A 22,999-nucleotide genomic window follows, 5' to 3' on the forward strand; every position below is an offset into this window, starting at 1 on the left:
GATGAAAATTCTGCTGGTGGAAGATCAGAAAATGGCCTCGGAGTACATTGCCAAAGGGCTGCGCGAGAACGACTTCGTGGTCGACGTCGCCGGGAACGGTATCGACGGCCTGCATTATCTCCTGACCACTGACTATGACCTGGCGATCCTCGACGTGATGCTGCCCGGTATTGACGGCTGGAAGATCATTGAAATGGCGCGGCAGGCCGGAAAACAGACGCCCATCATGTTTCTGACCGCGCGGGATGATGTGGAGGACAGAGTCCATGGCCTCGAACTGGGCGCGGAAGATTATCTGATCAAGCCCTTTTCCTTTAGCGAGCTGTTGGCGCGTGCGCGGGTGATTCTGCGCCGCTCCGCGCCACCCACCGCCATTCTTGAAGAAAATCTGCTGCAGGTGGGCGATCTGAAGCTCGATTTTCTGCGGCACAAAGTGTCCCGCGCCGGGGTGCGAATAGAGCTGACGCAAAAAGAATTTTTGCTGCTAAGCCTGCTGATGCGCCGCTCGGGTGAAGTGCTCTCCCGCACGGTGATTGCCGAGCAGGTGTGGGACATGAATTTTGATCCGGAAACGAACGTCATAGACGTCGCCATCCGCCGTTTGCGCAACAAAATTGACGACGGTTTTGAGGATAAATTACTCCACACCCTGCGCGGCGCGGGGTACGTGCTGGAATTACGCGGATGATAAAACTGTCGCATTTGTCGATCACGGCGCGCCTGACGCTCTACTTCTCCGTCACGATGGCCATCGTGCTTTACAGCGTGTCCGGCGTGCTTTATTCGACCATGCGCCAGCAGCTCAACCATAAAGATGAGCTGGAGCTGCAAAGTTCTATCCAGTTCCAGCAGGAAATTGCCACGGCGATTGGCGAGCGCCAGGACAACGGAGAAGAGTGGCAAACCGAGCTGCTGGAGTCTGTGGTGCGGCAGGAGCGCCTGTCGCTGCGCATCTTCAGCCCGGAAGGTAAGGTGTACGCGCAATCCAACAATATGGTTATCCCGGAGCAGGACTTTCCGCTGCCGGGCCCCGGGTTTAGCTACCGGGAATGGCATTATCGCGCAGAGAATATCCGGCAAAAATACTTAATTACCTCCACGCTGTTCACCCTCAAAAATAACCAGAAATGGCTGGTGCAGGCGGCGCTCAACGTCTCCGGCAACAACGAAATTATCAACACCTATTACAAGCGAATGCAGTTTTTCGCCGCGTTGGCGATTCTGCTGTTTGCCGCCTTTGGCTGGTGGCTTGCCCGAAGGGGATTAGCGCCGCTGCGCACGATCACCACTGAAATTGAGAAAATTCACGCCAACGATCTGCATACCCGGATCCTGGATCAGCGCTGGCCGCCGGAGCTGAACGCGCTGGCGGCGTCGTTTGACCGCATGATGATGCGCCTTGAAGCCTCGTTCCATCAGTTAAATCGCTTTTCCTCGGACATTGCCCACGAGCTGCGCGGGCCGATAAATAACCTGATCTCGGCCGCCAGCGTCATTCAGACAAAGGATCGCAGCGCCGAAGAGTATCAGGACACGCTGGCGGCAATCATTGAAGAGGGCGAACTTCTGTCGCGCATGATCTCCTCTATGCTGTTCCTTGCCAGGGCGGACAACAGCCGCGAAGTGCTGAATGCCGAATGGCTCAGCAGCGCCCATGAATTCGAAAAACTGATTGGTTTCTACGACATTCTGGCAGAAGAAAAAGAGATCACCCTCGAAAGCCGGGGAGACGTTTCATTCTATGCTGACCCGCAGCTTATCCAGCGCGCGCTTTCCAACCTGCTCTCTAATGCGCTGCGCCACACGCCAGAAAAGGGACATATCACGCTCAGCGCAAAAATTGCCGATGAACGGGTGGTATTGAGCGTGAGTGATAATGGCGAAGGCATCAAACCCGAACATCTGCCGCTGATTTTTGATCGCTTTTTCCGGGGAGAAGCCTCCCGCAGCGCCACGGAAAACACCGGACTGGGGCTGGCGATTGTGAAAACCATTGCGGAACTGCATGGCGGCAAAATCAGCGTGGTCAGTGAGCCTGGGCGCGGCAGCACGTTTACGCTGTCATTGCCGCTGCACGACAAAGCCTGAGTACCGCAGAATAATCTCTTCTGGCAGGAACAATATTACGCGGCATGAGTCTCAGTGACTTAACAGGTAGCCTTTTGTGCCGACCTGACTAAAATCCAAACAGATGAAACGTGTTTAGCTCCAGTAGAGACTGGGGCGTTCACTATGAGTTTCTGGGATCATCGCTTTTATTGTTATGGAAAACCTGCCCAATGCTATTGAAACACTTTTCTCGCCGTGCCATTGCCGTGGCCGTGGCGCTGATAATTGCCCTCACCATCGCTCTGTTCTTCTTCCTCAGAAGCCCCGATACGCCTGATTATGTCACGGCTCCTGTACGCAAGGGCGATATCGAAAACTCTGTCCTGGCAACCGGGCGAATCGATGCTATCGAACGCGTTAACGTCGGGGCACAGGTTTCAGGCCAGGTCAAGTCGCTCAAAGTGAAGCTGGGCGACCATGTCACCAAAGGGCAGTCCATTGCCGACATTGATGATGTGCCCCAGCGTAACGACCTGCGTAACGCCGAAGCCGCACTCAATGTGGTCAAAGCCGAACTGCAGGCTAAGCAAGCGCTCCTGAAACAGTCTGAATTGCGGTTCAAACGCCAGCGGCAAATGCTGAGCGAGGACGCCAGTTCGCGCGAGGATTTTGAGTCTGCGGAGGCTACGCTCGCCACTACACGGGCGGAATTACTCTCACTGAATGCCAGGCTTGTCCAGGCGCAAATCGAAGTAGATAAGAAAACCGTCGATCTGGGTTATACCCGAGTCGTTGCGCCAATGGACGGCGTAGTTATTGCCGTGGTCACGCAGCAGGGGCAGACGGTGAACTCCAGCCAGAGTGCGCCGACGATTATCAAGCTGGCTCGTCTCGATGTGATGACCATCAAAGCACAGATCTCTGAGGCCGATATCACCCGTATTTCTCCGGGACAAAAGGCCCGCTTCACGATTTTCTCTGAGCCGGACAAGCACTATGACGCGACGCTGCGCACCGTTGAACTGGCGCCAGAGTCGGTAATGAAAGATGACTCTCTTGCCGGGAGCAGTTCGGCATCAGGGTCTGGCACCTCAAATGCTTCCGTTTACTATAACGCGCTGCTCGACGTGCCTAACCCAGACAATCGCCTGCGTATCGCGATGACGGCACAGGTCACGCTGCTGGCCGGTGAAGCCAAAGATGCGCTGCTGGTCCCGATTCAGGCCGTGCGTAAAGCTGAAGGGAATAAGCAGGAGGTGCAGGTGCTGCTGGCTGACGGCAGGCTGGAAGCCCGAGAAGTGAAAACCGGGATCACCAACAGCGTCGATATTCAGATCCTCGAAGGGCTAAAAGTCGGGGAAAATGTCGTGCTGTCACAGCCGGGTGAGAAAGCGCCTGGGGAAGGGTTTGTGCTGTGAGTAACATCATCGAGCTGAAGGGCATTAGCCGGACCTACGGTAACGGCGGTCAGGCGCTGACCGTGCTGAAAAATATCAATTTGACCATCGCCGCCGGGGAAATGGTGGCGATCATCGGTGCATCAGGATCGGGTAAGTCGACCCTGATGAATATCATGGGCTGTCTCGACGTGCCCGACAGCGGCGATTATTACATTGGCGGGCAAAATGCCGCCCAGCTTTCGCCGGATGAACTGGCCCGGGTTCGGCGGGAGCATATCGGCTTTATCTTCCAGCGCTACCATCTGATGCCCGACCTTAGCGCGCTGGGCAACGTTGAGATCCCCGCTATTTATGCCAACACCGAGCGTGACAAGCGCCGGCTGCGTGCCGCCGCACTGCTTGGCAGACTGGGCCTGGAAGGCCGTGAGCATCATAAACCCGGCGAGCTTTCTGGCGGCCAGCAGCAGCGCGTCAGTATTGCCCGTTCGTTGATCAATGGCGGGGAAATTATTCTGGCCGATGAGCCAACCGGCGCGCTGGATTCTCAGTCAGGCCAGGAGGTCTTAGCCATCCTGAGCGAACTTAACCAGCGTGGTCATACGGTCGTGATGGTGACCCACGACATGAAGGTGGCCCAGCACGCTCAGCGCATTATCGAACTGCGAGACGGTGAAATTATCGCCGATAGCGGCAGTAAGGTCACCGCCACGCAAACTTTGCCGCCGCCTAACCGTACCCGCCAAAGCCGCTGGCAAAGTATGCTCGACCGCACGCGTGAATCGCTGCAAATGGCGCTCAAAGCGATGAACGCGCATCGTTTACGCACCACGCTCACCATGACCGGGATCATTTTCGGTATTGCCGCCGTTGTGACCGTCGTGGCACTGGGCGAGGGCGCCAAGCAAAAGACGCTGGAGAATATTAAAGATCTGGGCACCAACGTGGTGAGTATCTATCCCGGGCGAGATTTCTTTGATGACAGTATTGAGGGCATTCGTACTCTGGTGCCGGCTGACGCGGAGGCGCTGGCAAAGCAGGGATTTGTCGATAGCGTAAGCCCGGAGGTAAGTGCCTCAGACAACATTCGTTTTCTGGGTAAGTCTGCAACCGCGTCTATCAACGGCGTAGGGCGAGATCACTTCCGCGTTAATGGCATTCAGCTTCTGGAAGGAACCACCTTCAGGGACGACCGTACCGCCCTGCAGGAGGTCATTATTGATGAAAATGCCCGCAAAGCGCTGTTCGACGCCGCCGGATTACAGGCGCTGGGGCAAATTGTTTTTCTTGGTTCCGTGCCGGCACGGGTGGTGGGCATTGCCCAAAGCAATAACCGGAGCTACGCGCCAAACCGCATTACCGTGTGGATGCCCTACAGCACGGTGATGTACCGCATGGTAGGCAAGCCGGTGCTGACCAGCATCAGCGTCCGGCTGAAAGACAATGTGGCAAACGAAGCGGCGGTGAGCGCTATCTCCCAGCTACTTACTCAGCGCCACGGCGTAAAAGATTTCCAGCTCTATAACTTCGAACAGATCAGAAAATCTATCGAGCGTACCTCGATGACCTTCAGCATTTTAATTCTGATGGTTGCCTGCATCTCGCTGATGATCGGCAGTATCGGCGTGATGAACATCATGCTGGTGTCGGTCACCGAACGAACCCATGAAATCGGCGTACGAATGGCGGTAGGCGCCCGGCGGAGCGACATCATGCAGCAGTTTATGATTGAGGCCGTATTGGTCTGCCTGATTGGCGGCGCGTTAGGTATTGCGCTGTCGTATGCCGCCGGAGCGCTATTTACCGCCCTGGCCGGCGGGATGTTCACGGCTATTTATTCGTGGCAGGCCGCCGCCGCCGCGTTTTTCTGTTCAACATTAATCGGCATGATCTTCGGTTATCTCCCCGCCCGCAAGGCGGCAAGGATGGACCCGGTCGTTTCACTGGCCAGCGAGTAACCTATGAAATTTTTATCACCTTTGGCTTTGTGCCTGGCTGCCGCGCTGAGCGCAGGCTGCGCAAATACGCTTAAAAGCGACTATCACGCTCCGGAAGTACGCTATCCCGCCAGCTGGGACAAGAGCGATGCTACCCGCGACCTGGCCCCGTTTGACTGGCAGGCGTTTAACGATCCCCACCTGGATAACTGGCTGCGCCAGGTTATGGCCAGCAATAACGATGTCGCGATTGCCGTACTGCGGGTGTATAGGGCGAGACTCGACGCGGAAAGAGTCGGTATCACCAACGATCCCGGGCTCAGAGGTTCACTGGGCGTAGACGGGAAAAATCAGCTCAATAACTCGTCAGGCTGGACAAAAAGCAGCTCCGCGAGTCTCAGCACCAGCTATGAGCTTGATCTCTGGGGCAAAATAGCCCGCCAGCGCGATGCGGCGCAGCGGGCAACTCATGCCAGCGAAGAAGATTTACGCGCCGCACGCCTGACGCTGCTTTCAGAGGCCAGCAATAATTACTGGCGCATTGGCTTTGTGAACCAACAAATCAATGTCCTCCTGCAGAGCATCGGCTATGCAAAAGAAACGCTTCGCCTTGCCGGGGCTCGTTATCGTGCAGGAGGTGCTTCCGCGCTGGATGTTGTGGACGCGCAGCAAAGTTTACTCGCGCAGGAAAATCGGCTCACTGGATTGCAGCGAGAGCGCCTGCAGGTTCTGAATCAGCAGGCCGTTTTGCTGGGTACCGCTCCGGGCAGCTCAGTGGTTGAGCCTACAAAACTGCCCGACGGCCCTCTGCCGCAGGTTAACGCGAACATTCCTGCCAGCGTACTGATGCATCGGCCCGATATCAGCGCGCAAGAGTGGCGGGTGCGTGAAGCCCTGGCCAATGTTGATATACGGCGCACCGAATACTATCCCGCATTCACCCTGACGGGATCGCTTGGTACCGGCAGTAGCTCGCTGCTAAACGTGCTGCATAATCCCATCGCTTCCGTTGGCGCAAGTCTGACGCTGCCGTTCCTGGAATGGCGGCAGCGGGGCGTGGAGGTGAAAATTGCCCGTAACGATTACGAACAGCGGGTGCTGGCGTTTAAACAGTCGCTTTATAAGGCGATGAGCAGCCTTGAAGACGAACTCTCCCTGCGCGATCAGCTTCTGGCTCAGGAGATAAGACTCCGGGAGGGGCTGGATCTTGCGCGTAAGTCTGAGCGCTTGAATGAGGTACGTTACCGCCAGGGCGCCGCGCGTATCTCATTCTGGCTAGATGCCCAAGAGAAACGCCGCCAGGCAGAGCTATTGCTGGATGAAAATCGCTTCAACCAGTTCCAGAATCTGGCAAAAATTTATCTCGAGTTTGGCGGGTCGTCTGCTTTCCCCTAAATCTTGCTAACTAATTCTCCCCAAACAGAAAACGGTTTTTCTTTCGCGGATGCTCGTTTAAAGTTTTGCTGGCTGAACGGGGTTCAGCCAGCAAAATAATAAACAACCGTTTATTTTATGGGGAAGGGTGAAGGCATGCGTGTGTCAGATTATTTCCGGCTATTATTTCTTGCCGCGGTGTGGGGAGCCAGCTTCCTTTTTATGAAAATAGCGGCACCAGAGTTCGGGTCGGTAAATACGGCCTTTTTAAGGGTGTTTTTTGGCTGTACAGGGCTGGCGGTGATTCTTTTCACCCTGAGATCATCCTTCCGCTTTGAGGGGAAATTCCGTTCGGCGCTTATTCTGGGCGCAATTAACTCCGGGCTGCCCTTTTTTATGTATTGTCTCGCCGCAAAATGGTTACCTGCCGGATACTCCGCCATTTTAAACGCTACCACGCCGCTTATGGGCGCCATTATTGGCTTCTCCTTCTTTAGTGAGAAATTAACGGCGCGAAAATGGCTGGGCGTAGTGCTGGGCCTGGCAGGGATAATGGTGATTACTTCGGTCGGGGATGCGCACTCCAGCGGGGAGAAGATCGCCGGAATTATCGCCTGCCTGGTGGCCACGAGTTGCTACGGTGTGGCAGGCTTTTTAACCCGCCGCTGGATCTCCAATAAAGGCGGGCTTGACCCTAAAATCGTTGCCTTCGGCAGCCAAATCGGGGCCACGCTTTTCCTGTTACCGTTCTTTGCCTGGAGCGTGGCGACCGGTCCGGCAATAAACTGGCTGCAGGGCGATGTCTGGCTCAGCGTGCTGGGTCTGGGGATCCTCTGTACCGCCGTGGCCTATATTTTTTACTTCCGCTTAATTGCCGATATCGGGCCGTTACGCAGCCTCACGGTGACTTTTCTCATTCCCCCTTTCGGCGTGTTGTGGGGCTACCTCATTTTGCATGAAACCATTAGCGAAGCGTTTATCATCGGGGCTGTCATTGTTTGTTTCTCCGTCTGGCTGGTGATAAGCCCGGACAAGAAAACGCTCACCGCAAAAAGTTAACCCTGGCACCGGTTGCGAATAATTGTGGTTATACTAGCCGCGAGCCGGATAAGGTTTCCGGGCTACGCCGTGAAGGAAAAACAATGCAACGAGAAGCGCTGTTCACTGTGGTATTTGACCGGTATCAGGTTGAGCCCGACTACCCGTGGGACAAGTTTAAGGACTACGCCGTGCTGCGCCATCGCTACAAGCGGAAATGGTTTGGCGTGGTGCTGAGTATTTCCGCCGCAAAGCTGGGGCTGGAAAGCGATGAAGTCGTCGATATTCTCAACGTCAAAGTGATGCCTGGCGCCGTGGGCTCGCTGAGAATGCAGCCGGGAATTTTACCGGCATATCACATGAACAAAGAGCATTGGGTCACGGTATTAATTGACAAGGTACCAGATGAATTAATCCTGGCCCTTATTGACGAAAGTTTTAGCCTGACGCGTTAATTTCATTCCCCCGGACATTGCATGGAACAGAATGTCCGGGGCATATTACAAATAATTTTTCGCTATTTTAATGACCGCTTTTTTGACTGCAGCGGCATTGCCATTAAGCATGCAGAGTGGCTTGTGTACTTCGCCGGGATAGAAAATAATAAAGTCCCCGGCATTCATAGTAATCATAGTTTCATCATCCGGCGTTCTAATAAAAGCAATATCACTCCCCGCCAGTTTATCTTCCATGACTTCCGTATGCGGCGGTTTGAGGCTAAACGCCATACCTTCCTGTCCGGCCAAAACAATTTGCACGTCAAGGTATTTCTCATGATATTCCGGTAGGGCTTCAGCGGCTAACCGGGTATTCCCTTCCATGACCATCACCCACACGTTCTCTCCCGCAACATTGTATTTCCCTGCATGAGACTCAGCGTTGATGTTCTGCAAAACATAATCCAATGCCTCGGTTATTTTCGGCGGCAGCCACGGATTCAAACCTAATTCATTAATATTTCCAACAATCATATAACATCCTTTATTCAATGCGGGAGGGAACGTCTTTTTTATTAAATAGCCACCCTCGGGAGACAAAGATATCAGTAAAATAACGAACTGTGATCCGCTTCACGCATTTAAGTTATAAATAACAGGCAAGAATAATAAGTTGCATCACATAACGTTTTTTAGGCTAATTTTTGTATATCGTTTCACATATGAATCCCTAGGTTCTATATATGAAACAAAAGCAGCGTAAAACACGTTATGAAATAGGTTCGATATATAAAACAAAAAGCGTTCTATATATAAAACGAATCGCTGAATGGAAATAAATATGCATATTCCCGAGAATTTAAAAGAGAGTAAAGCGCCGGCAGCCGTCAGACTGGTGGCTATTCTTGATTTTATTGCGGAAAAAGGCAGCGCCAGTTTTAGCGAAATCAGTACCCAACTGGCTATCCCGAAAAGCAGCACCCACCATTTGCTGGAGGTGCTGTCCGCCACGCACCTGCTCCGTCTGCGCGTCGACGGGCGTTACGCTCTCGGGCTGCATCTGTTTGAGCTGGGGGGCCTGGCGGCAAGCGGGCTGGATATTCGTCTCGAGGCCATTCCTTACCTGCATGAGCTGGTCGAACTCACCGGGCTGACCTGCCACCAGGGCATTATGGAAGGTGATGAAGCCTTTTTCCTCAGCAAAATTCAGTCGCCACAGGCGATTATTTTAACCTCCTGGGAAGGGAAGCGCATTCGGCTGCACAGTACCTCATTGGGGAAAATCCTGCTGGCCTGGCGGCCCATCGAGCAGGTTGAACAGATTCTGGCGAAGGCCACTTTCGTGAAGAAAACAGAGTCTACCATCACCGACAAGACGCACTTTATAGAGCATCTCGCCCTGGTGAAACAGCAGGGCTGGGCCTACGACGATGGCGAGAATATCAATGAAATTCGCTGTATTTCCGCCCCGGTATTTGACGTTAAAGGCAATGTACTTTGCGCCATCGGGTTAACGGGCATGGTTTCACAATTCACCAATGGTAAAAAAGAAGAGTATTTAAGCCATTTGCTGGCAACCACTGAGAGAATATCAAATGCATTAAACTTTGGCCTGAAGTCCAGCCCCATAATTAAATAGTAAACCTGTATTAACCAGGTCATAAATTATCCGAGGATTATTCTCGGAGGTTTACGTCTGGGGTTTTGCAATAAAAAATCCATTGATTAACTCTTTCATCGAGGAAACAGATATGCAAATTAAGAAGGCAATAGATAAAATCCCCGGGGGATTAATGCTGGTGCCGCTATTTTTAGGCGCCCTGTGTAACACCTTTGCTCCCGGCACCGGCAAATACCTTGGCTCATTTACCAACGGGTTGATTACCGGCACGGTGCCGATCCTTGCCGTTTGGTTCTTTTGTATGGGGGCGTCGATTGAGCTCAAAGCCACGGGGACGATGCTGAAAAAATCCGGCGTACTGGTGGTGACCAAGATTGCTACCGCCTGGGTTGTCGCCATGGCCGTCGGGTCGTTTCTGCCGTTGAGCGGCGTTGAAGCCGGCCTCTTTGCAGGTATCTCCACCCTGGCGCTGGTGGCCGCGATGGACATGACCAACGGCGGGCTATATGCCGCGCTGATGAATCAGTACGGCTCCAAAGAAGAGGCCGGAGCCTTTGTCCTGATGTCGCTGGAGTCCGGGCCGCTGATGACAATGGTGATACTGGGCACCGCCGGGATTGCCTCCTTCGAGCCGCAGCTGTTTGTCGGGGCCGTGCTGCCTTTCCTGGTAGGATTTGTGCTGGGTAACCTTGATCCCGATCTGCGTAAAATGTTCGGTGGCGCGGTACAAACGCTGATTCCGTTCTTCGCCTTTGCGCTCGGCAATACCATTAAGCTGCAGGTCATTTTTGAAACCGGCCTTGCCGGGATCCTGCTGGGTCTCGTGGTTATTGTGGTCACCGGGATCCCACTGATTCTTGCGGATAAATTCATCGGCGGCGGCGATGGCACGGCGGGCATAGCGGCCTCAAGCACGGCGGGTGCCGCCGTGGCTACGCCGGTATTAATTGCTCAGATGGTGCCAGAATTTGCGCCAGCGGCACCGGCAGCTACCGCCCTGGTGGCCACCAGCGTGATTGTCACTTCTCTCCTTGTCCCGATTCTGACCGCGCTTTGGGCAAAGCAGGCTAAAAAAGGCAAGACCAACCAGGAGGTTGTTGTCGCCAGACAACCCGCACCTTAATTGTTTAGCTAAATATATACCTGAGATTCAGATTAAATAACTTATTCCCTTTATGGCATATACCCGCCAGGGACTTACTCGCGTTAAATTCAATATAGACTAAGGAGTCATGTATGGATATCAGACAAAGTATTCACAGCGATCACGCTAAAACGCTGGACACCGCCGGGATTAGAAAAGAGTTTTTAGTTGAAAAGATTTTCGAAGCCGATAAATACACGATGGTCTACAGCCATATCGATCGCATCGTGATTGGCGGCATTATGCCGGTAAATAAAAGCGTTTCAATTGGCGAAGAAGTTGGTAAGCAGTTTGGCGTGAACTATTTTCTCGAACGCCGTGAGCTGGGGCTGATTAATATAGGCGGGGCCGCCGTGATTACCGTCGATGGCACCGAATACCGCGTAGAAAAAGAAGAAGCGATGTATATCGGGAAAGGCGCCAGGCATGTGGCGTTCGCAAGCGTGGACAGCGCAACGCCGGCCAAACTCTACTACAACAGCGCGCCAGCCCACCACGCGTATCCAACAAGAACCATTACCGCCGCAGATACGGTGGCCGCGCCGTTAGGCAGCCTGGAAAGCTGCAATAAGCGCACCATTCGCAAGTATCTGGTGCCGGAGATACTCGACACCTGCCAGCTCAGCATGGGCATGACCCGGCTTGAAGAGGGCAGTAACTGGAATTCAATGCCCACCCACACCCATGAACGCCGCATGGAAGTCTACTTCTACTTCGACATGGACGAAGACACCATCATCTTCCACATGATGGGCAAACCCCAGGAAACTCGACACGTCGTCCTGCACAACGAGCAGGCGGTGATCTCGCCGAGCTGGTCCATTCACTCGGGCGTCGGAACCAAACGCTACACCTTTATTTGGGGCATGATCGGCGAAAATTTAACCTTCGACGACATGGACCACATTGCCATGAAAGATAACCGCTGAATCGCTAGCGCTCACAAGGAGAACACAATGGTTTTAGAACAGTTTGCATTAACAGGAAAAGTGGCGCTGGTTACCGGCTGTAATACCGGGCTGGGGCAGGGCATGGCGGTTGGCCTGGCGCAGGCGGGCTGCGATATTATTGGCGTTAACATTGCAGAACCGGCGGAAACCCGCCAGCAAATTGAAGCGCTGGGGCGGCGTTTTGTGAATATCTCAGCCGACCTGAGTCGCTATGAGAATCTGCAAAACGTGGCCGATGACGCCGCCGCCGTTTTTGGGCGGATAGATATTCTGGTGAACAATGCCGGGATTATTCGCCGCCAGGATGCCCTTGCGTTTTCGGAGCAGGACTGGGACGACGTGATGAACGTGAACCTCAAAACGGTTTTCTTCCTTTCTCAGGCGGTGGCGAAGCAGTTTATTAAGCAGAAAAGCGGGGGGAAAATCATCAATATTGCGTCGATGCTCTCTTTCCAGGGCGGGATCCGCGTGCCTTCTTATACCGCGTCCAAAAGCGGCGTCATGGGCGTCACCCGCCTGATGGCGAACGAATGGGCGAAACACAATATCAACGTCAATGCGATTGCGCCGGGCTATATGTCCACCAACAACACCGCGCAGTTAAGAGCGGATGCGGATCGCAGTAGTGAGATTCTGGATCGCATCCCGGCCGGGCGCTGGGGGCTCCCATCGGATCTGATGGGGCCGGTTGTGTTCCTGGCGTCACCGGCGTCAGACTACGTGAACGGCTACACCGTTGCCGTCGACGGCGGCTGGCTGGCACGTTAACGTTGCTGACGAAGAGGGAAAAAGCGTGGTTTTTCCCTCTTCGTGGTTATGTGAACGCGTAAAGACCGCCTGCACAACAGGCGGCCTTTTCGACTACTTTTTCTGCCAGCTAACCGCGTAGTGATAATGCGACCCGGAGAGCAGAAACTCCGGCGAGACGCTCGGGCTCCAGGAATCGTCCCCGCCCACGCCCATATGATAGCCGTCTATATTCAGCCAACTGCCTTCTTCTTCTCTCAATAAATGCCGGTGCGTGGCTTCCTGCAGCTGTTTCTGGCCGTAGCGGCTGAGATTGAAGTGAAACGCCCCACGCCAGCGGTGGCTGCCGTATTCAAGCGACGAGGTATCGCAGCGCAGGCCATTTTCACTCGGGAAAACGTAGGGCGTGTACATGTCCGCCAGCGGCAGCGTCCAACGGTCCATCAGCGCTGAGCTTTTGCGGTCGGGATAGTTCTCGTGCGGGCCGCGGCCAAACCAGTTCACCTCAGATTCAATATCCGCGAGCTGACAGCAAAGGCCAATGCGCGCCGGGGCTGGCGTGCCGAAGGCAATGTCCACATCCACCGTAATATGCAGCACGCCCTCGCTGTCGATGAGATAGCTTTTGCGGCTGATAAACAGCGTTTTACCGTTGCCCTGCCAGCTGTGGACGGTGCGAACCAGCACCGCGTTGCCCAGCCTGTCAACGTCGAAACTCAGCAGTTCCGGCGTCAGGTCGTACATACCTGCGGCCTTCCAGCGCTCCACCCAGGCATTAGGGTCGATATGCGCGGCCTCGCTGATGCCGATGTCATTATCCAGCGGTGCCCGTGTGAAATTATCCTGTAGCGGCCGGAGGAGCGTAGGCTGCTGATGGCTAAACCACTGGCAAAGCAGGCCGCTTCTACGCTCAAAGCGCCAGTGCTGATCGCCGTGGAACACATCGGCGTGCCTGTCGTCCATTTGCAGCAACGGCGCTGAACCGCCGGGGAGAGTTGTGGGCCGGACTAACGTGGACGGCAACTGCCACTGCGCCCGAGCGCAACAATGCCCGGCCTCACTCCATGAGGTGGCTTGTACCTGCCGTACGTCGACATTGAGCCAGACAGCACCGGGGCGCGTAATCTCCGGCAGCGGAAGCTGAAGCACGCGGGTTTGTTCTGGGGCCAGGTCCAGCGCCAGTTCACCGCTGGCGAGCACTTCACCCTCGAGTTTCAGCGTCCAGACCAGCCGTTCGTTATCACTATGGCGGAACAGGTACTCGCTGGTAACTTCCAGTCCGTTGTCCGCCAACAGGCGGAACTGGAAGAACTGCTGCGCATGTTTCGCTTCATGTAATGCCGGATGCGGGGTGCGATCGGCAAAAATCAGGCCGTTCATGCAGAACTGCCGATCGTTTGGCGTGTCGCCAAAATCACCGCCGTAGGCGGCCCAGGGCTGGCCGCTTTCATCATGTTTCATCAGCGACTGATCGACCCAGTCCCAGACAAAACCGCCCTGCAGCCTGGGGTGCTGGCGAAATGCCTCCCAGTACTTACTGAACCCGCCCAGGCTGTTGCCCATCGCGTGGGCGTATTCGCACAGAATCAGCGGGCGGCTTTCTTCAGGCAGCCCCAGCCATTTCTTTATTGACCACTTTGGCACCTGCGGGAAGGGCTGATCCTGATCCACCCGGGCATACATCGGGCAGATAATGTCGGTGGCCGCCGTGTCCGCGCCGCCGCCTTCATACTGCACTGGCCGCGTGGGATCGTTGGATTTTATCCAGCGGTAGAGGGCATCGTGATTGCTGCCGTGCCCGGACTCGTTGCCGAGCGACCAAATGATAATGGACGGATGATTGCGATCGCGCTGCACCATGCGCGTCACGCGCTCGACCATTGCTGGCAGCCACGTCGGATCGTCGCTCAGGCGGTTCATCGGCACCATGCCGTGGGTTTCAATATTGGCTTCATCCACAACATAAAGGCCGTAAAAGTCGCACAACCTGTACCACAGCGGGTGATTGGGATAATGCGAGCAGCGCACGGCGTTGAAGTTATTCTGCATCATCAGCAGGATATCGCGCCGCATTGTTTCTTCCTCCATCACCTGGCCGTTGACCGGGTGATGCTCGTGCCGGTTAGTGCCGCGCAAAAGCAGCGGTTTGCCGTTGAGCTTCAGCAGCCCGCCGGTAATCTCCACTTTACGGAAGCCAACGTCATAGCTTTCGGCTTCGATAAGCGCATTGCCTTGCTGCAGGACAACCACGGCGCGATAGAGATTCGGCACTTCCGCACTCCACAACAGCGGCTGTTCAACCGGCAGATGCAGGGTAGTGCGGTCGTGATAAGCCCCTCGTTCGTCAATAATCTCACTGCCGATAGCCTGCTGTTTCGCCGCCAGCAATGTCTCGCCGCGCCAGAGCTGTACCAGCACTTCGCAGGCGCTGATGTTCTGACCTTCAAGTTTGACTAACGCCCGCAGCTCGCCGCGTGAAAAATCTTCGTTAATATCGGTCTGCAACTGCACGTCGGCAAGGCGAGTTTCCGGCTTATGCAGCAGCGAAACATCGCGGAAAATACCGCTCATGCGCCACATATCCTGATCTTCCAGATACGTGCCGTCGCTCCAGCGAAGCACCATCACCGCAATACGGTTGCAGCCGGGTTTTAGCCCGGCGCTGAGATCAAATTCGGAGGGCAGACGGCTGTCCTGGGCGTAGCCGATCCAGATGCCGTTGCACCACAGATGAAAGGCGGAGTTTACGCCATCAAAAATAATCCTCGTTTGCCCGCTCGTCAGCCAGGTTTCATCGACTTCAAATGTGAGCGAGTAACAACCGGTGGGGTTCTCTTGCGGTACAAAAGGCGGGTTGACCGGAATCGGGTAGGTGATATTGGTATAAACAGGCGCATCGTAGCCCAGCATTTGCCAGTTCGACGGGACGAGAATAGCGTCGGCTTCAGGAAGGTCTTCGCTGAGCCAGCTCTCCGGCACCGCTTCGGGGCGAGGGAAATAGCTAAACGCCCATTCACCGTTAAGGGATCGCCGCGACGGTGAGCACTTATCATCTCTGGCATCTTCCAGCGAACGCCAGCTGGAAAACGGGGGATGAGCCGCCAGCGAGTTAAGCTGGGTCACGCCGGGGGATTCCCAGTCGCGGCGGGCCAGCGTGGCATGGAGCGAAGGTGAAATATTAGTCATAGTAATGCACCTGCGAGGTTATTGTTATTCGCTCACAATTTAGCGTGAGTTGTTCAGGAGTAAAGCCATCACGCCGTATTCGGTGATGGGCCTCACAAAGAACCCCGGTTTTATTTCAGGCGCGAAATCTGCTGCGCGAGGCGGGAAAGCTCATCGGCCAGCTGTGCCGCCGTGGGCTGCATCAGGCTACCCGGTGCGGCTGTCGTTTTGCGTTCTACGAGGCTGACAGGCTGCAGCGCCGCTAATTCACCTCCCTGATGAATAAGCGCCACCATGCCGTTCACGCTGGCTTCGCCTAGCAGCCGGAAGTCCTGCCGGATGGTCGTCAGCGGGGGAAGAAAACAGGCGCTATCTTCGGTGTCATCAAAACCAATAACGGAAATGTCCTGCGGCACCACGAACCCGGCTTCGTGAATGGCACGCAGGGTGCCCAGCGCCATTTGATCGTTAGCCACAAGAATTGCCGTCGGCTTCTGCCCGTCGCGTAAAAGCTGGCTAACCTGCTGGTAGCCTGACAGAGAACTCCAGTCCCCACGCAGAAAGGCCGCAGGCGCAAGCTGATGCTCCGCTAGCGTTCGCTGCCAGCCTTCAAGCCGCAGCCGGGCTGAGACCGAGTTTTCAGGGCCAGCAAGCAAGGCAATATGGCGATGCCCCAGTGTGACCAGATGTTCCACAGCAAGATCGGCGCCTGAAGCGGCGTCGGTAACAATATGATTAGCCGAAACCTCCGGCGAAACATCAAGGAACAACACGGGAACATCGCCGCAGGCCGCCTGCACGGCTGCCACCTCCGCCGCTTCCAGCGGAATGTTCACAATCAGCCCGTCAACGCGCTGGGCAAGCAGGCTATTCACGGCGGCGCAGGCCGCGTCCACACCGGGCTGTTCAACCATCGAAATCATTACGTTGAACTGCAGCTCACCGGCTTTGGATTTTATCGCCGCCGCAATCTGCGAAGGGGCATGCAGGGAAAGGGTGGTGGTCGCCAGGCCAAGCGTCTGGCTGAGTTTCCCCGCCAGCTGCTGCGCCACGCGATTAGGCACATAGTTCAGTGCTTTCATCGCGGCTTCAACTTTTTGCCGCGTTTTCGCCGAAACGTGCGAAGCCTGATTGATCACTCGCGAAACGGTTTGATACGACACGCCTGCCAGCTCGGCAACATCGTACAGTGTCACAGATTTCGCTTTCATTGCAGGCTTCCTTCTCGCAGACGCTGGTAGGGCGGCTATTCTACACATAACGCGAAAGCCGGGAGAAACTTATGTACAAATTGTATGGCGTGTCGAGTTTTGGGTCGGCCATTACTGAATTGATGCTAACGCTGGTTGAGGAACCTTACAAATTCATCGACGTTGATGGGTTTGATACAGCGGGGCCAATGCGGGATCGGCTGCTGGAGATTAACCCGCTGGCGCAGGTGCCAACCCTTGTGCTGGAAAACGGAGAAGTGCTGACCGAAAGCGCGGCCATCGCGCTCTGGATCCTCGATCGTCACCCGCAGTATGCCCCGCCCATTGGCACGCCTGAGCGGCAGCAGTTTTACCGCCTGCTTATCTGGATTGTGGCCAACGTTTATCCCACCTTCACCTACGGCGATTACGGTGAACGCTGGGTAGAAGAAGAGGCCACGGTCCTCACCGAAAACCTTTACCGCTACCGCGAGTCGCTGTGGCTGTGGTTTGAAACGCAGCTCGGTGCTGGCCCCTATATTTTTGGCGAACGGCTGACGCTGCTGGATTTGTATCTGCCGGCGATGACCCGCTGGCGGCCCCGGCAGGCCTGGTTTGACCAACACACGCCTAAGCTTGCCGCCGTGGCGAATCAGGTTCGTGCGCTGCCGCAGCTCAATAAAGTGTTGGGCAGAAACGGCATGCTTTAAAGCACGAACGATCATCTGCCTGCCGGCCTCCGCATTTATAGTGAGGCCATTCATTCGCAGCAGGGAATCAGCAAAATGGCATTAGATTTGGGGCTTTATTTCGACCGTATTAACTATCACGGGCCGCGCAGCGCCACCGTAGAAACGTTACGTGCGCTGCATCTGGCGCACGCCTGCACTATTCCGTTTGAGAATCTGGACGTTTTGCTCGGCAGAACGCTCCATATCGACGACGAAAGCGTCTTTGAAAAGCTGGTCGTGGCCGGGCGCGGCGGCTGGTGTTTTGAGCAAAATGGCCTGTTTCGCAATGTTCTCGCCGAGCTTGGCTTTGAGGTGGAGAACTTAGCGGCCCGCGTGCTGCTGGCCAACCCGCCGCAGATGCCCGCGAGGACGCATCGCCTCACGAAAGTGACCGTCGACGGCCAGGACTGGATCGCTGACGTCGGCTTCGGCGGTAAAACGCTGCCTGAACCGGTTCGTCTGGTGGCCGGTGAAATGCAGCAGACGACGCATGGCGTGTACAGTTTCGAACGTGTTGACCACGACTGGCTGCTGAAATTTCATGACGCCGACAAGGTGATTAACCTGTATCGTTTTAGCCTCGAACCGCAGTACGACTCTGATTACGAAGCCGGGAACCACTACGTGGCAACGTGGCCGCAGTCGCACTTCCGTCACTGCCTGACGCTGAGTTTGTACAAGGCCAATGGCGAAAAAAATACGCTCTACAGCGCCGGGGAAAACGCACCGGTCTTTACCCGTGCACAAGACGTTTATGACCTGCTGCAGAAAAACTTCAATTTGCGCTTCGACCATCCGCGCCATGGCATCAGTCTCGAAGAGTTTTCGGCGATGCTGGTACGGATTGGCGTGATAAAACCAGCCTGACCTGTCCACTTTGACGCCGCAGTTCGTGCCAGCGCGCTGCGGCGATCCGCCTGGATCGTAAAGTTACACCCCAAAACTCAAAATAAAATAGCAACGGTACGCGCGTAGATAGCGGATATATCTTGTTTCAAAACCAAGGCAAGGGTAAAAGGCCGAATAATATGAGGAATATTCAAAAATTGACGTTACTTTGAAAATTTCCTTTATCAATTTGAGCCTTTTTCTTTTAGCATATCGGCGGTTCTCATCAGGCGGCTCAGCGGTTAATACAGGTTATGAAAAACATCTTTCTGGCAATTATCCTTTCTCTTATGGTTATTGGCGCTTTTGCTCACGATCCGCAGCCTGGCACCGGGCTTGATTCGCTTGCCGCCGTGCAGGGCAGGTGACCCCTAAGCCACCCGCCTGACGTTGCTTAACCCGCCCAGCGGGAAGCGCGAATAATACTGCAGAAGTTCAGCGGCTCGAACGCAGGCTCTTTATCCCGAATGACATCGGCCTTCACGTTACCAAACGTGGTGGCTGGTTTGTTTTTAATCCCGTCGTAAAATGCCTGAATAATTTCTTCCTTGAATGCCGCAGGGCGAGGATGTAGTTTCACCACCTGCTCGCGATGTTCCGCGCTGAATTTGTCGTAATCAATCCCAAGCACATCCATTTCCACGCCAGCCGTGACCAGCGCAATTTCGGGCGCCATAAACTCAGGAATACCCGGTGTCGTGTGCAGGGCAATCGCCGTCCACACTTTGTCGATATCCGCCTGGCTAACGCCGTACTGACGCATAAAATCCTGCGCGGCAAACGCGCCGTCCACTTCAAAACGCCTGTCGCAGCTGCAGTGTTCGTGGGTCAGCCCCATATCGTGGAACATACAGCCGATGTACAGCAGCTCATGATCAACCTTAAATTCACGTCGCTGCCCGGCCAGCGCCGCCCAGTAGTAAACCCGGCTGGAGTGGTGGAAAAGTAAATCTGATTCGGTGTCGCGGACCAGTTGGGTAGCTTCACGCGCCATTTTGGTGTCAGGCATGGCGATACCGTTAATTTTTAAGCTCATCTCTTTCTCCTCATGTTGGTGTTGGAGTAGCATAGGCCTCCGTTGAAATGTCTTGAATAGTCGCATAACGACGATTTAAGACTTATGCCGCAGTTCGCGACGTGGAGAAGACAATGGCGCATCAAATCCTGATCCTGGCGGTGCCGGGCGTTCAACTGTTGGATGTTTCCGGGCCGCTGGACGTGTTTGCCGAAGCAAACCGCGTGCTGTGCCGCGAGGTTTATCACTCACGAATTGTTGCGCTGGAAGCCCCGACAATTGTCGCTTCATCCGGGGTTAAACTGCTGGCTGACGATGTGCTGGAAAGCGCGGCGGGCGGGCGGGAAACCACATTTCTGGTCGCCGGTGCGCCGGATGCGGCAGACAGAACGCTTAGCGCCGAACAGGGCAAAAAAATTATCGCGCTTTGTACCCAGAGCCGCCGCTTTGGCTCCGTCTGTACCGGCGCACTTTTATTGGCACAAACGGGCTTATTAAAAGGCAGGAAAGTCACTACCCACTGGTCAGCTGCATCGCTTTTAGCCGCCCGTTACCCCGAAACGGAAGTCAGCGCCGACGCGCTGTACATCATGGATGGGGCGTTACGCACGGCGGCAGGCGTGACATCCGGGCTGGATCTCGCGTTAAGGCTGGTGGAAGAGGATCTGGGCCGGGAAGTCGCGCAGGACGTAGCGGCTAATCTGGTGATGTTCTTCAAGCGGCCAGTAAACCAGAACCACTTCATCCGCGAGCAAAAGACCTCGCTCAGCGGCCGCAGCGCGCTGCAGGATCTCCAGCGCTGGACCCTCGCCAACATAGCGGAGGTGACCACGGTCCAGCAGATGGCGGTACATATTCACCTCAGCGTGCGGCATTTAACGCGCCTGTTTCATCAGGAAATACAGATCACGCCGGGCGAGTGGCTGGAGGCCGAAAAAGTGGCAAAGGCGAGGCAGTTGCTGGAGTCCGGCGAGCTGCCGGTAAAAGCGATACCCGCCGCCAGCGGATTTTCCGGAGTGGATACGCTGCGGCGGGCCTTCGTGCGTCGAATGGGCATTACGCCCGCCGCGTATAAGAAGATGTGCTAACCGCTACACGTTCGGGAACGTAATGCTGTTCCCCGGCGCCTCGCGGTGCAGGTGGATAAAGTTCAGGTGGCGTTCGTACTGATCGAGAATGTCGATGATCACCTGTTCTTTGCTGTAGTCCATCAGGTCATTGCCCTGGCTGCCTTCCAGCAGGAAAGTTTCCAGCCGGTAATAGGTCGACTTCCCGCTGCGGGCACGGTAGGTAAAGCCCGGCACCGAATACTTCTGCGGCCAAATCTGGTAGACAAAGTTTTGTTCGTCGCCCATATGCACCCGCAGTTCAAGGTGCCCCAGCTTCTCATCCGGCAGCGGCGGCTCAACGGAAAGTTCGACCTTCGCGCCGCGCAGTTCCAGTTCCTGAGAAACCTCTTCCATCGCCGGGTAGCAAACGGTATCCATCATCTTCTGCGTATAACGCGTGCCGGGGTAGTTCATCAGCCGGGAGAGGCGTTTTTTCCAGCCAAGACGATCCTGCGCGGTCATCATATACGGCGCGGTGTCGCGACTGGCGCTAACGCGGCGGTAATCTTCAATTTTTAGCGATTTATACAGCCCAGCCATCACGAAGAAGATCACGAAGCTGAAGGGCAGGCCCATAATCACCGTCATGTTCTGCAGCGCGGAAATGCCGTTGGTCATCAGCATCCCCATTGTCAGCAGGCCAATCGCAATGGACCAGAAGATACGCAGCCAGTTGGGCGCATCGCTGTTAATGTCCTTCAGCTTAGAGGTGAAGTTCCCCAGCACCAGCGCGCCGGAATCCGCCGACGTGACGTAGAACAACAGGCCGGTGATCGTCGCCACCGAAGCGCTAAAGGTGAAGCCGGGATACTGCGCCAGCAGGCTGTAGAAGCCGCGCTCCGGGTGCGCCATCGCTTCCTGGGCAAAGGTGCCGTCGCCGTGAATGATTTCGTACAGCGCGCTGTTGCCGAACACCGAAAGCCACAGCAGCGTAAAGGTAAACGGAATAATCAGCGTGCCTAACACGAACTCACGAATGGTACGGCCACGTGAAATACGCGCCAGGAACAGGCCGACAAACGGCGACCACGCCACCCACCAGGCCCAGAAGAACAGGGTCCAGTTGTTCATCCATTCCACCGGGCGGTCGAACGCAAAGCTGTTTAGCGTCATGCCCATAAAGCGATTGATGTAATCGCCCACGTTCAGCACCAGCGCGTTGAGCAGAAATTCGGTATTGCCCATAAACAGCACGAACAGGATTAGGCCCAGCGCCAGCGCCACGTTCAGTTCGGAAAGCACGCGAATACCTTTATCCACGCCGGAGGTGACCGAAATAGTGGCGATAATCACCGACAGAACGATCAATGCCGCTTTAGCCCCCAGGCTGTCCGGGATGTCAAACAGCACGCTCAGCCCGTAGTTCAGCTGCACAACGCCGATCCCCAGCGTGGTGGCAATACCGAAAATCGTGCCGATCACCGCCGCGATATCCACCGTGTGCCCAATCGGGCCGTTAATTTTCTTGCCGAAGATCGGGTACAGCGCCGAGCGAATCGTCAGCGGCAGATTATAGCGGTAGCTGAAATAGCCCAGCGCGATGCCCATCAGCGCATACATCGACCAGCCGGTCAGGCCGTAGTGGAACAGCGTCCAGACCATCGCCTGGCGCGCCGCCTCAATGGTTTGTCCGGCACCTTCCGGCGGCTGCATATATTGCGTCACCGGCTCGGCAACGGAGAAGAACATCAGGTCGATACCTATCCCGGCGGCAAACAGCATCGCCGCCCAGCTCAGCACGCTGAATTCGGGCTTGGACTGTTCCGGCCCGAGCTTTATAGAACCGAAGCGCGAGCAGGCGATAAACACCACAAACACGATGTAGAGCGTGGCGGCAAGCAGGTAGTACCAGCCGAAGCGGGAGGAGACCCAGCTTAGCGTGTGGCTAATCAGATTCGCAGAGAAATCGCTATAAAAAATGGTCATCAGGGAAAAGCACAAAATCAGCCCGGCGGACGTGTAGAACACCACCGGGTTGATTTTGTCTTTTTCACTGGTAGCAGGAGCAGTAACGGGACTCGTCATCGATTACCTCAGGTTAAGTAACGGTGACTACTCAGATGAGCAGTTAAGTTTTTCTTGTGAATGCAGGTGAGATTGCTTTTTAACAATTCCATAATCAATTTATGGTCTTACATTGATGATTAAATTTAATTCATTGAATTTATTCAAATAAAATCCTCGTTTTTATTGTCTGGAACGCGAGT

General features: G+C 55.1%; 19 protein-coding genes. 14 read left to right on the forward strand and 5 right to left on the reverse strand.

From position 1 onward, the window contains the following. Position 1 precedes the first annotated feature (1 nt). From A936_RS13855 to A936_RS13885, 7 genes are all read left to right on the forward strand, one after another. The gene (locus tag A936_RS13855; protein ID WP_008458831.1) at positions 2-688 is read left to right on the forward strand and encodes a heavy metal response regulator transcription factor; all 687 of its coding nucleotides are present in this window, start codon (positions 2-4) and stop codon (positions 686-688) included. Then, positions 685-2,088, forward strand: a complete 1,404-nt coding sequence (locus A936_RS13860) for a heavy metal sensor histidine kinase (RefSeq protein WP_008458832.1) — start codon at positions 685-687, stop codon at positions 2,086-2,088. Before A936_RS13855 ends, A936_RS13860 begins: the two co-directional genes overlap by 4 nt. A gap of 191 nt (positions 2,089-2,279) precedes the next feature. After that, complete coding sequence (etsA, locus tag A936_RS13865; protein WP_008458833.1) at positions 2,280-3,467, forward strand: macrolide efflux RND transporter periplasmic adaptor subunit EtsA; 1,188 nt, start codon at positions 2,280-2,282, stop codon at positions 3,465-3,467. Then, positions 3,464-5,404, forward strand: coding sequence for a MacB family efflux pump subunit (locus A936_RS13870; protein WP_008458834.1), 1,941 nt, complete (start codon positions 3,464-3,466; stop codon positions 5,402-5,404). The genes etsA and A936_RS13870 overlap by 4 nt, the downstream gene beginning before the upstream one ends. Before the next feature lie 3 nt (positions 5,405-5,407). After that, positions 5,408-6,778, forward strand: a complete 1,371-nt coding sequence (etsC, locus tag A936_RS13875; protein ID WP_008458835.1) for a macrolide efflux RND transporter outer membrane subunit EtsC — start codon at positions 5,408-5,410, stop codon at positions 6,776-6,778. Between the two features lie 135 nt (positions 6,779-6,913). Continuing rightward, a complete protein-coding gene (locus A936_RS13880; RefSeq protein WP_008458836.1) occupies positions 6,914-7,816 on the forward strand; it encodes a DMT family transporter in 903 nt (300 codons plus the stop codon). A gap of 83 nt (positions 7,817-7,899) precedes the next feature. Then, a complete protein-coding gene (locus tag A936_RS13885) occupies positions 7,900-8,250 on the forward strand; it encodes an MmcQ/YjbR family DNA-binding protein (protein WP_008458837.1) in 351 nt (116 codons plus the stop codon). 45 nt (positions 8,251-8,295) lie between these two features. Here the strand turns inward: A936_RS13885 and A936_RS13890 are convergent, their stop codons facing one another. Continuing rightward, positions 8,296-8,766: a NanQ anomerase/TabA/YiaL family protein gene (locus tag A936_RS13890; RefSeq protein ID WP_008458839.1), complete on the reverse strand. Its 471-nt coding sequence runs from the start codon at positions 8,764-8,766 to the stop codon at positions 8,296-8,298. Positions 8,767-9,073: 307 nt separating this feature from the next. Here A936_RS13890 and A936_RS13895 point away from each other — a divergent pair, with 307 nt between their 5' ends. The 4 genes from A936_RS13895 to kduD all read left to right on the forward strand — a co-directional run bounded on the left by A936_RS13895 (position 9,074) and on the right by kduD (position 12,715). After that, positions 9,074-9,871: an IclR family transcriptional regulator gene (locus A936_RS13895; RefSeq protein ID WP_008458840.1), complete on the forward strand. Its 798-nt coding sequence runs from the start codon at positions 9,074-9,076 to the stop codon at positions 9,869-9,871. A 112-nt stretch (positions 9,872-9,983) separates the two neighbouring features. After that, the gene (gene kdgT, locus A936_RS13900) at positions 9,984-10,976 is read left to right on the forward strand and encodes a 2-keto-3-deoxygluconate transporter (RefSeq protein WP_008458842.1); all 993 of its coding nucleotides are present in this window, start codon (positions 9,984-9,986) and stop codon (positions 10,974-10,976) included. Between the two features lie 113 nt (positions 10,977-11,089). Further along, positions 11,090-11,926 (forward strand): 5-dehydro-4-deoxy-D-glucuronate isomerase, encoded by an 837-nt coding sequence (kduI, locus tag A936_RS13905; RefSeq protein WP_008458844.1) that lies wholly within the window; start codon positions 11,090-11,092, stop codon positions 11,924-11,926. A 27-nt stretch (positions 11,927-11,953) separates the two neighbouring features. Next, entirely contained in the window at positions 11,954-12,715 is a 762-nt protein-coding gene (gene kduD / locus A936_RS13910) for a 2-dehydro-3-deoxy-D-gluconate 5-dehydrogenase KduD (protein ID WP_008458846.1), read from the forward strand. Positions 12,716-12,808: 93 nt separating this feature from the next. Here the strand turns inward: kduD and A936_RS13915 are convergent, their stop codons facing one another. After that, complete coding sequence (locus A936_RS13915; protein ID WP_008458849.1) at positions 12,809-15,880, reverse strand: beta-galactosidase; 3,072 nt, start codon at positions 15,878-15,880, stop codon at positions 12,809-12,811. Between the two features lie 110 nt (positions 15,881-15,990). Then, a complete protein-coding gene (locus tag A936_RS13920; protein ID WP_008458851.1) occupies positions 15,991-17,070 on the reverse strand; it encodes a LacI family DNA-binding transcriptional regulator in 1,080 nt (359 codons plus the stop codon). 71 nt (positions 17,071-17,141) lie between these two features. Between A936_RS13920 and A936_RS13925 the strand changes: the two genes are divergently transcribed. After that, positions 17,142-17,759 carry a glutathione S-transferase family protein gene (locus A936_RS13925; protein ID WP_008458853.1) on the forward strand — a complete coding sequence of 206 codons (618 nt, stop codon included), beginning with the start codon at positions 17,142-17,144 and terminating at the stop codon, positions 17,757-17,759. 75 nt (positions 17,760-17,834) lie between these two features. Continuing rightward, positions 17,835-18,647, forward strand: coding sequence for an arylamine N-acetyltransferase family protein (locus A936_RS13930; protein WP_008458854.1), 813 nt, complete (start codon positions 17,835-17,837; stop codon positions 18,645-18,647). Positions 18,648-19,062: 415 nt separating this feature from the next. On the opposite strand, the gene A936_RS13935 is transcribed toward A936_RS13930, so the two are convergent. Then, positions 19,063-19,704, reverse strand: coding sequence for an HD domain-containing protein (locus A936_RS13935; RefSeq protein WP_008458856.1), 642 nt, complete (start codon positions 19,702-19,704; stop codon positions 19,063-19,065). A gap of 113 nt (positions 19,705-19,817) precedes the next feature. Between A936_RS13935 and A936_RS13940 the strand changes: the two genes are divergently transcribed. After that, a complete protein-coding gene (locus tag A936_RS13940) occupies positions 19,818-20,771 on the forward strand; it encodes a GlxA family transcriptional regulator (protein ID WP_008458857.1) in 954 nt (317 codons plus the stop codon). Positions 20,772-20,774: 3 nt separating this feature from the next. Here A936_RS13940 and A936_RS13945 read toward each other — a convergent pair whose 3' ends face one another. Continuing rightward, a complete protein-coding gene (locus A936_RS13945) occupies positions 20,775-22,817 on the reverse strand; it encodes a choline transporter (RefSeq protein WP_008458860.1) in 2,043 nt (680 codons plus the stop codon). Positions 22,818-22,999 lie beyond the last annotated feature (182 nt).

Source organism: Enterobacter sp. Ag1 (assembly GCA_000277545.1).
Taxonomy (GTDB): Bacteria; Pseudomonadota; Gammaproteobacteria; order Enterobacterales; family Enterobacteriaceae; genus Cedecea.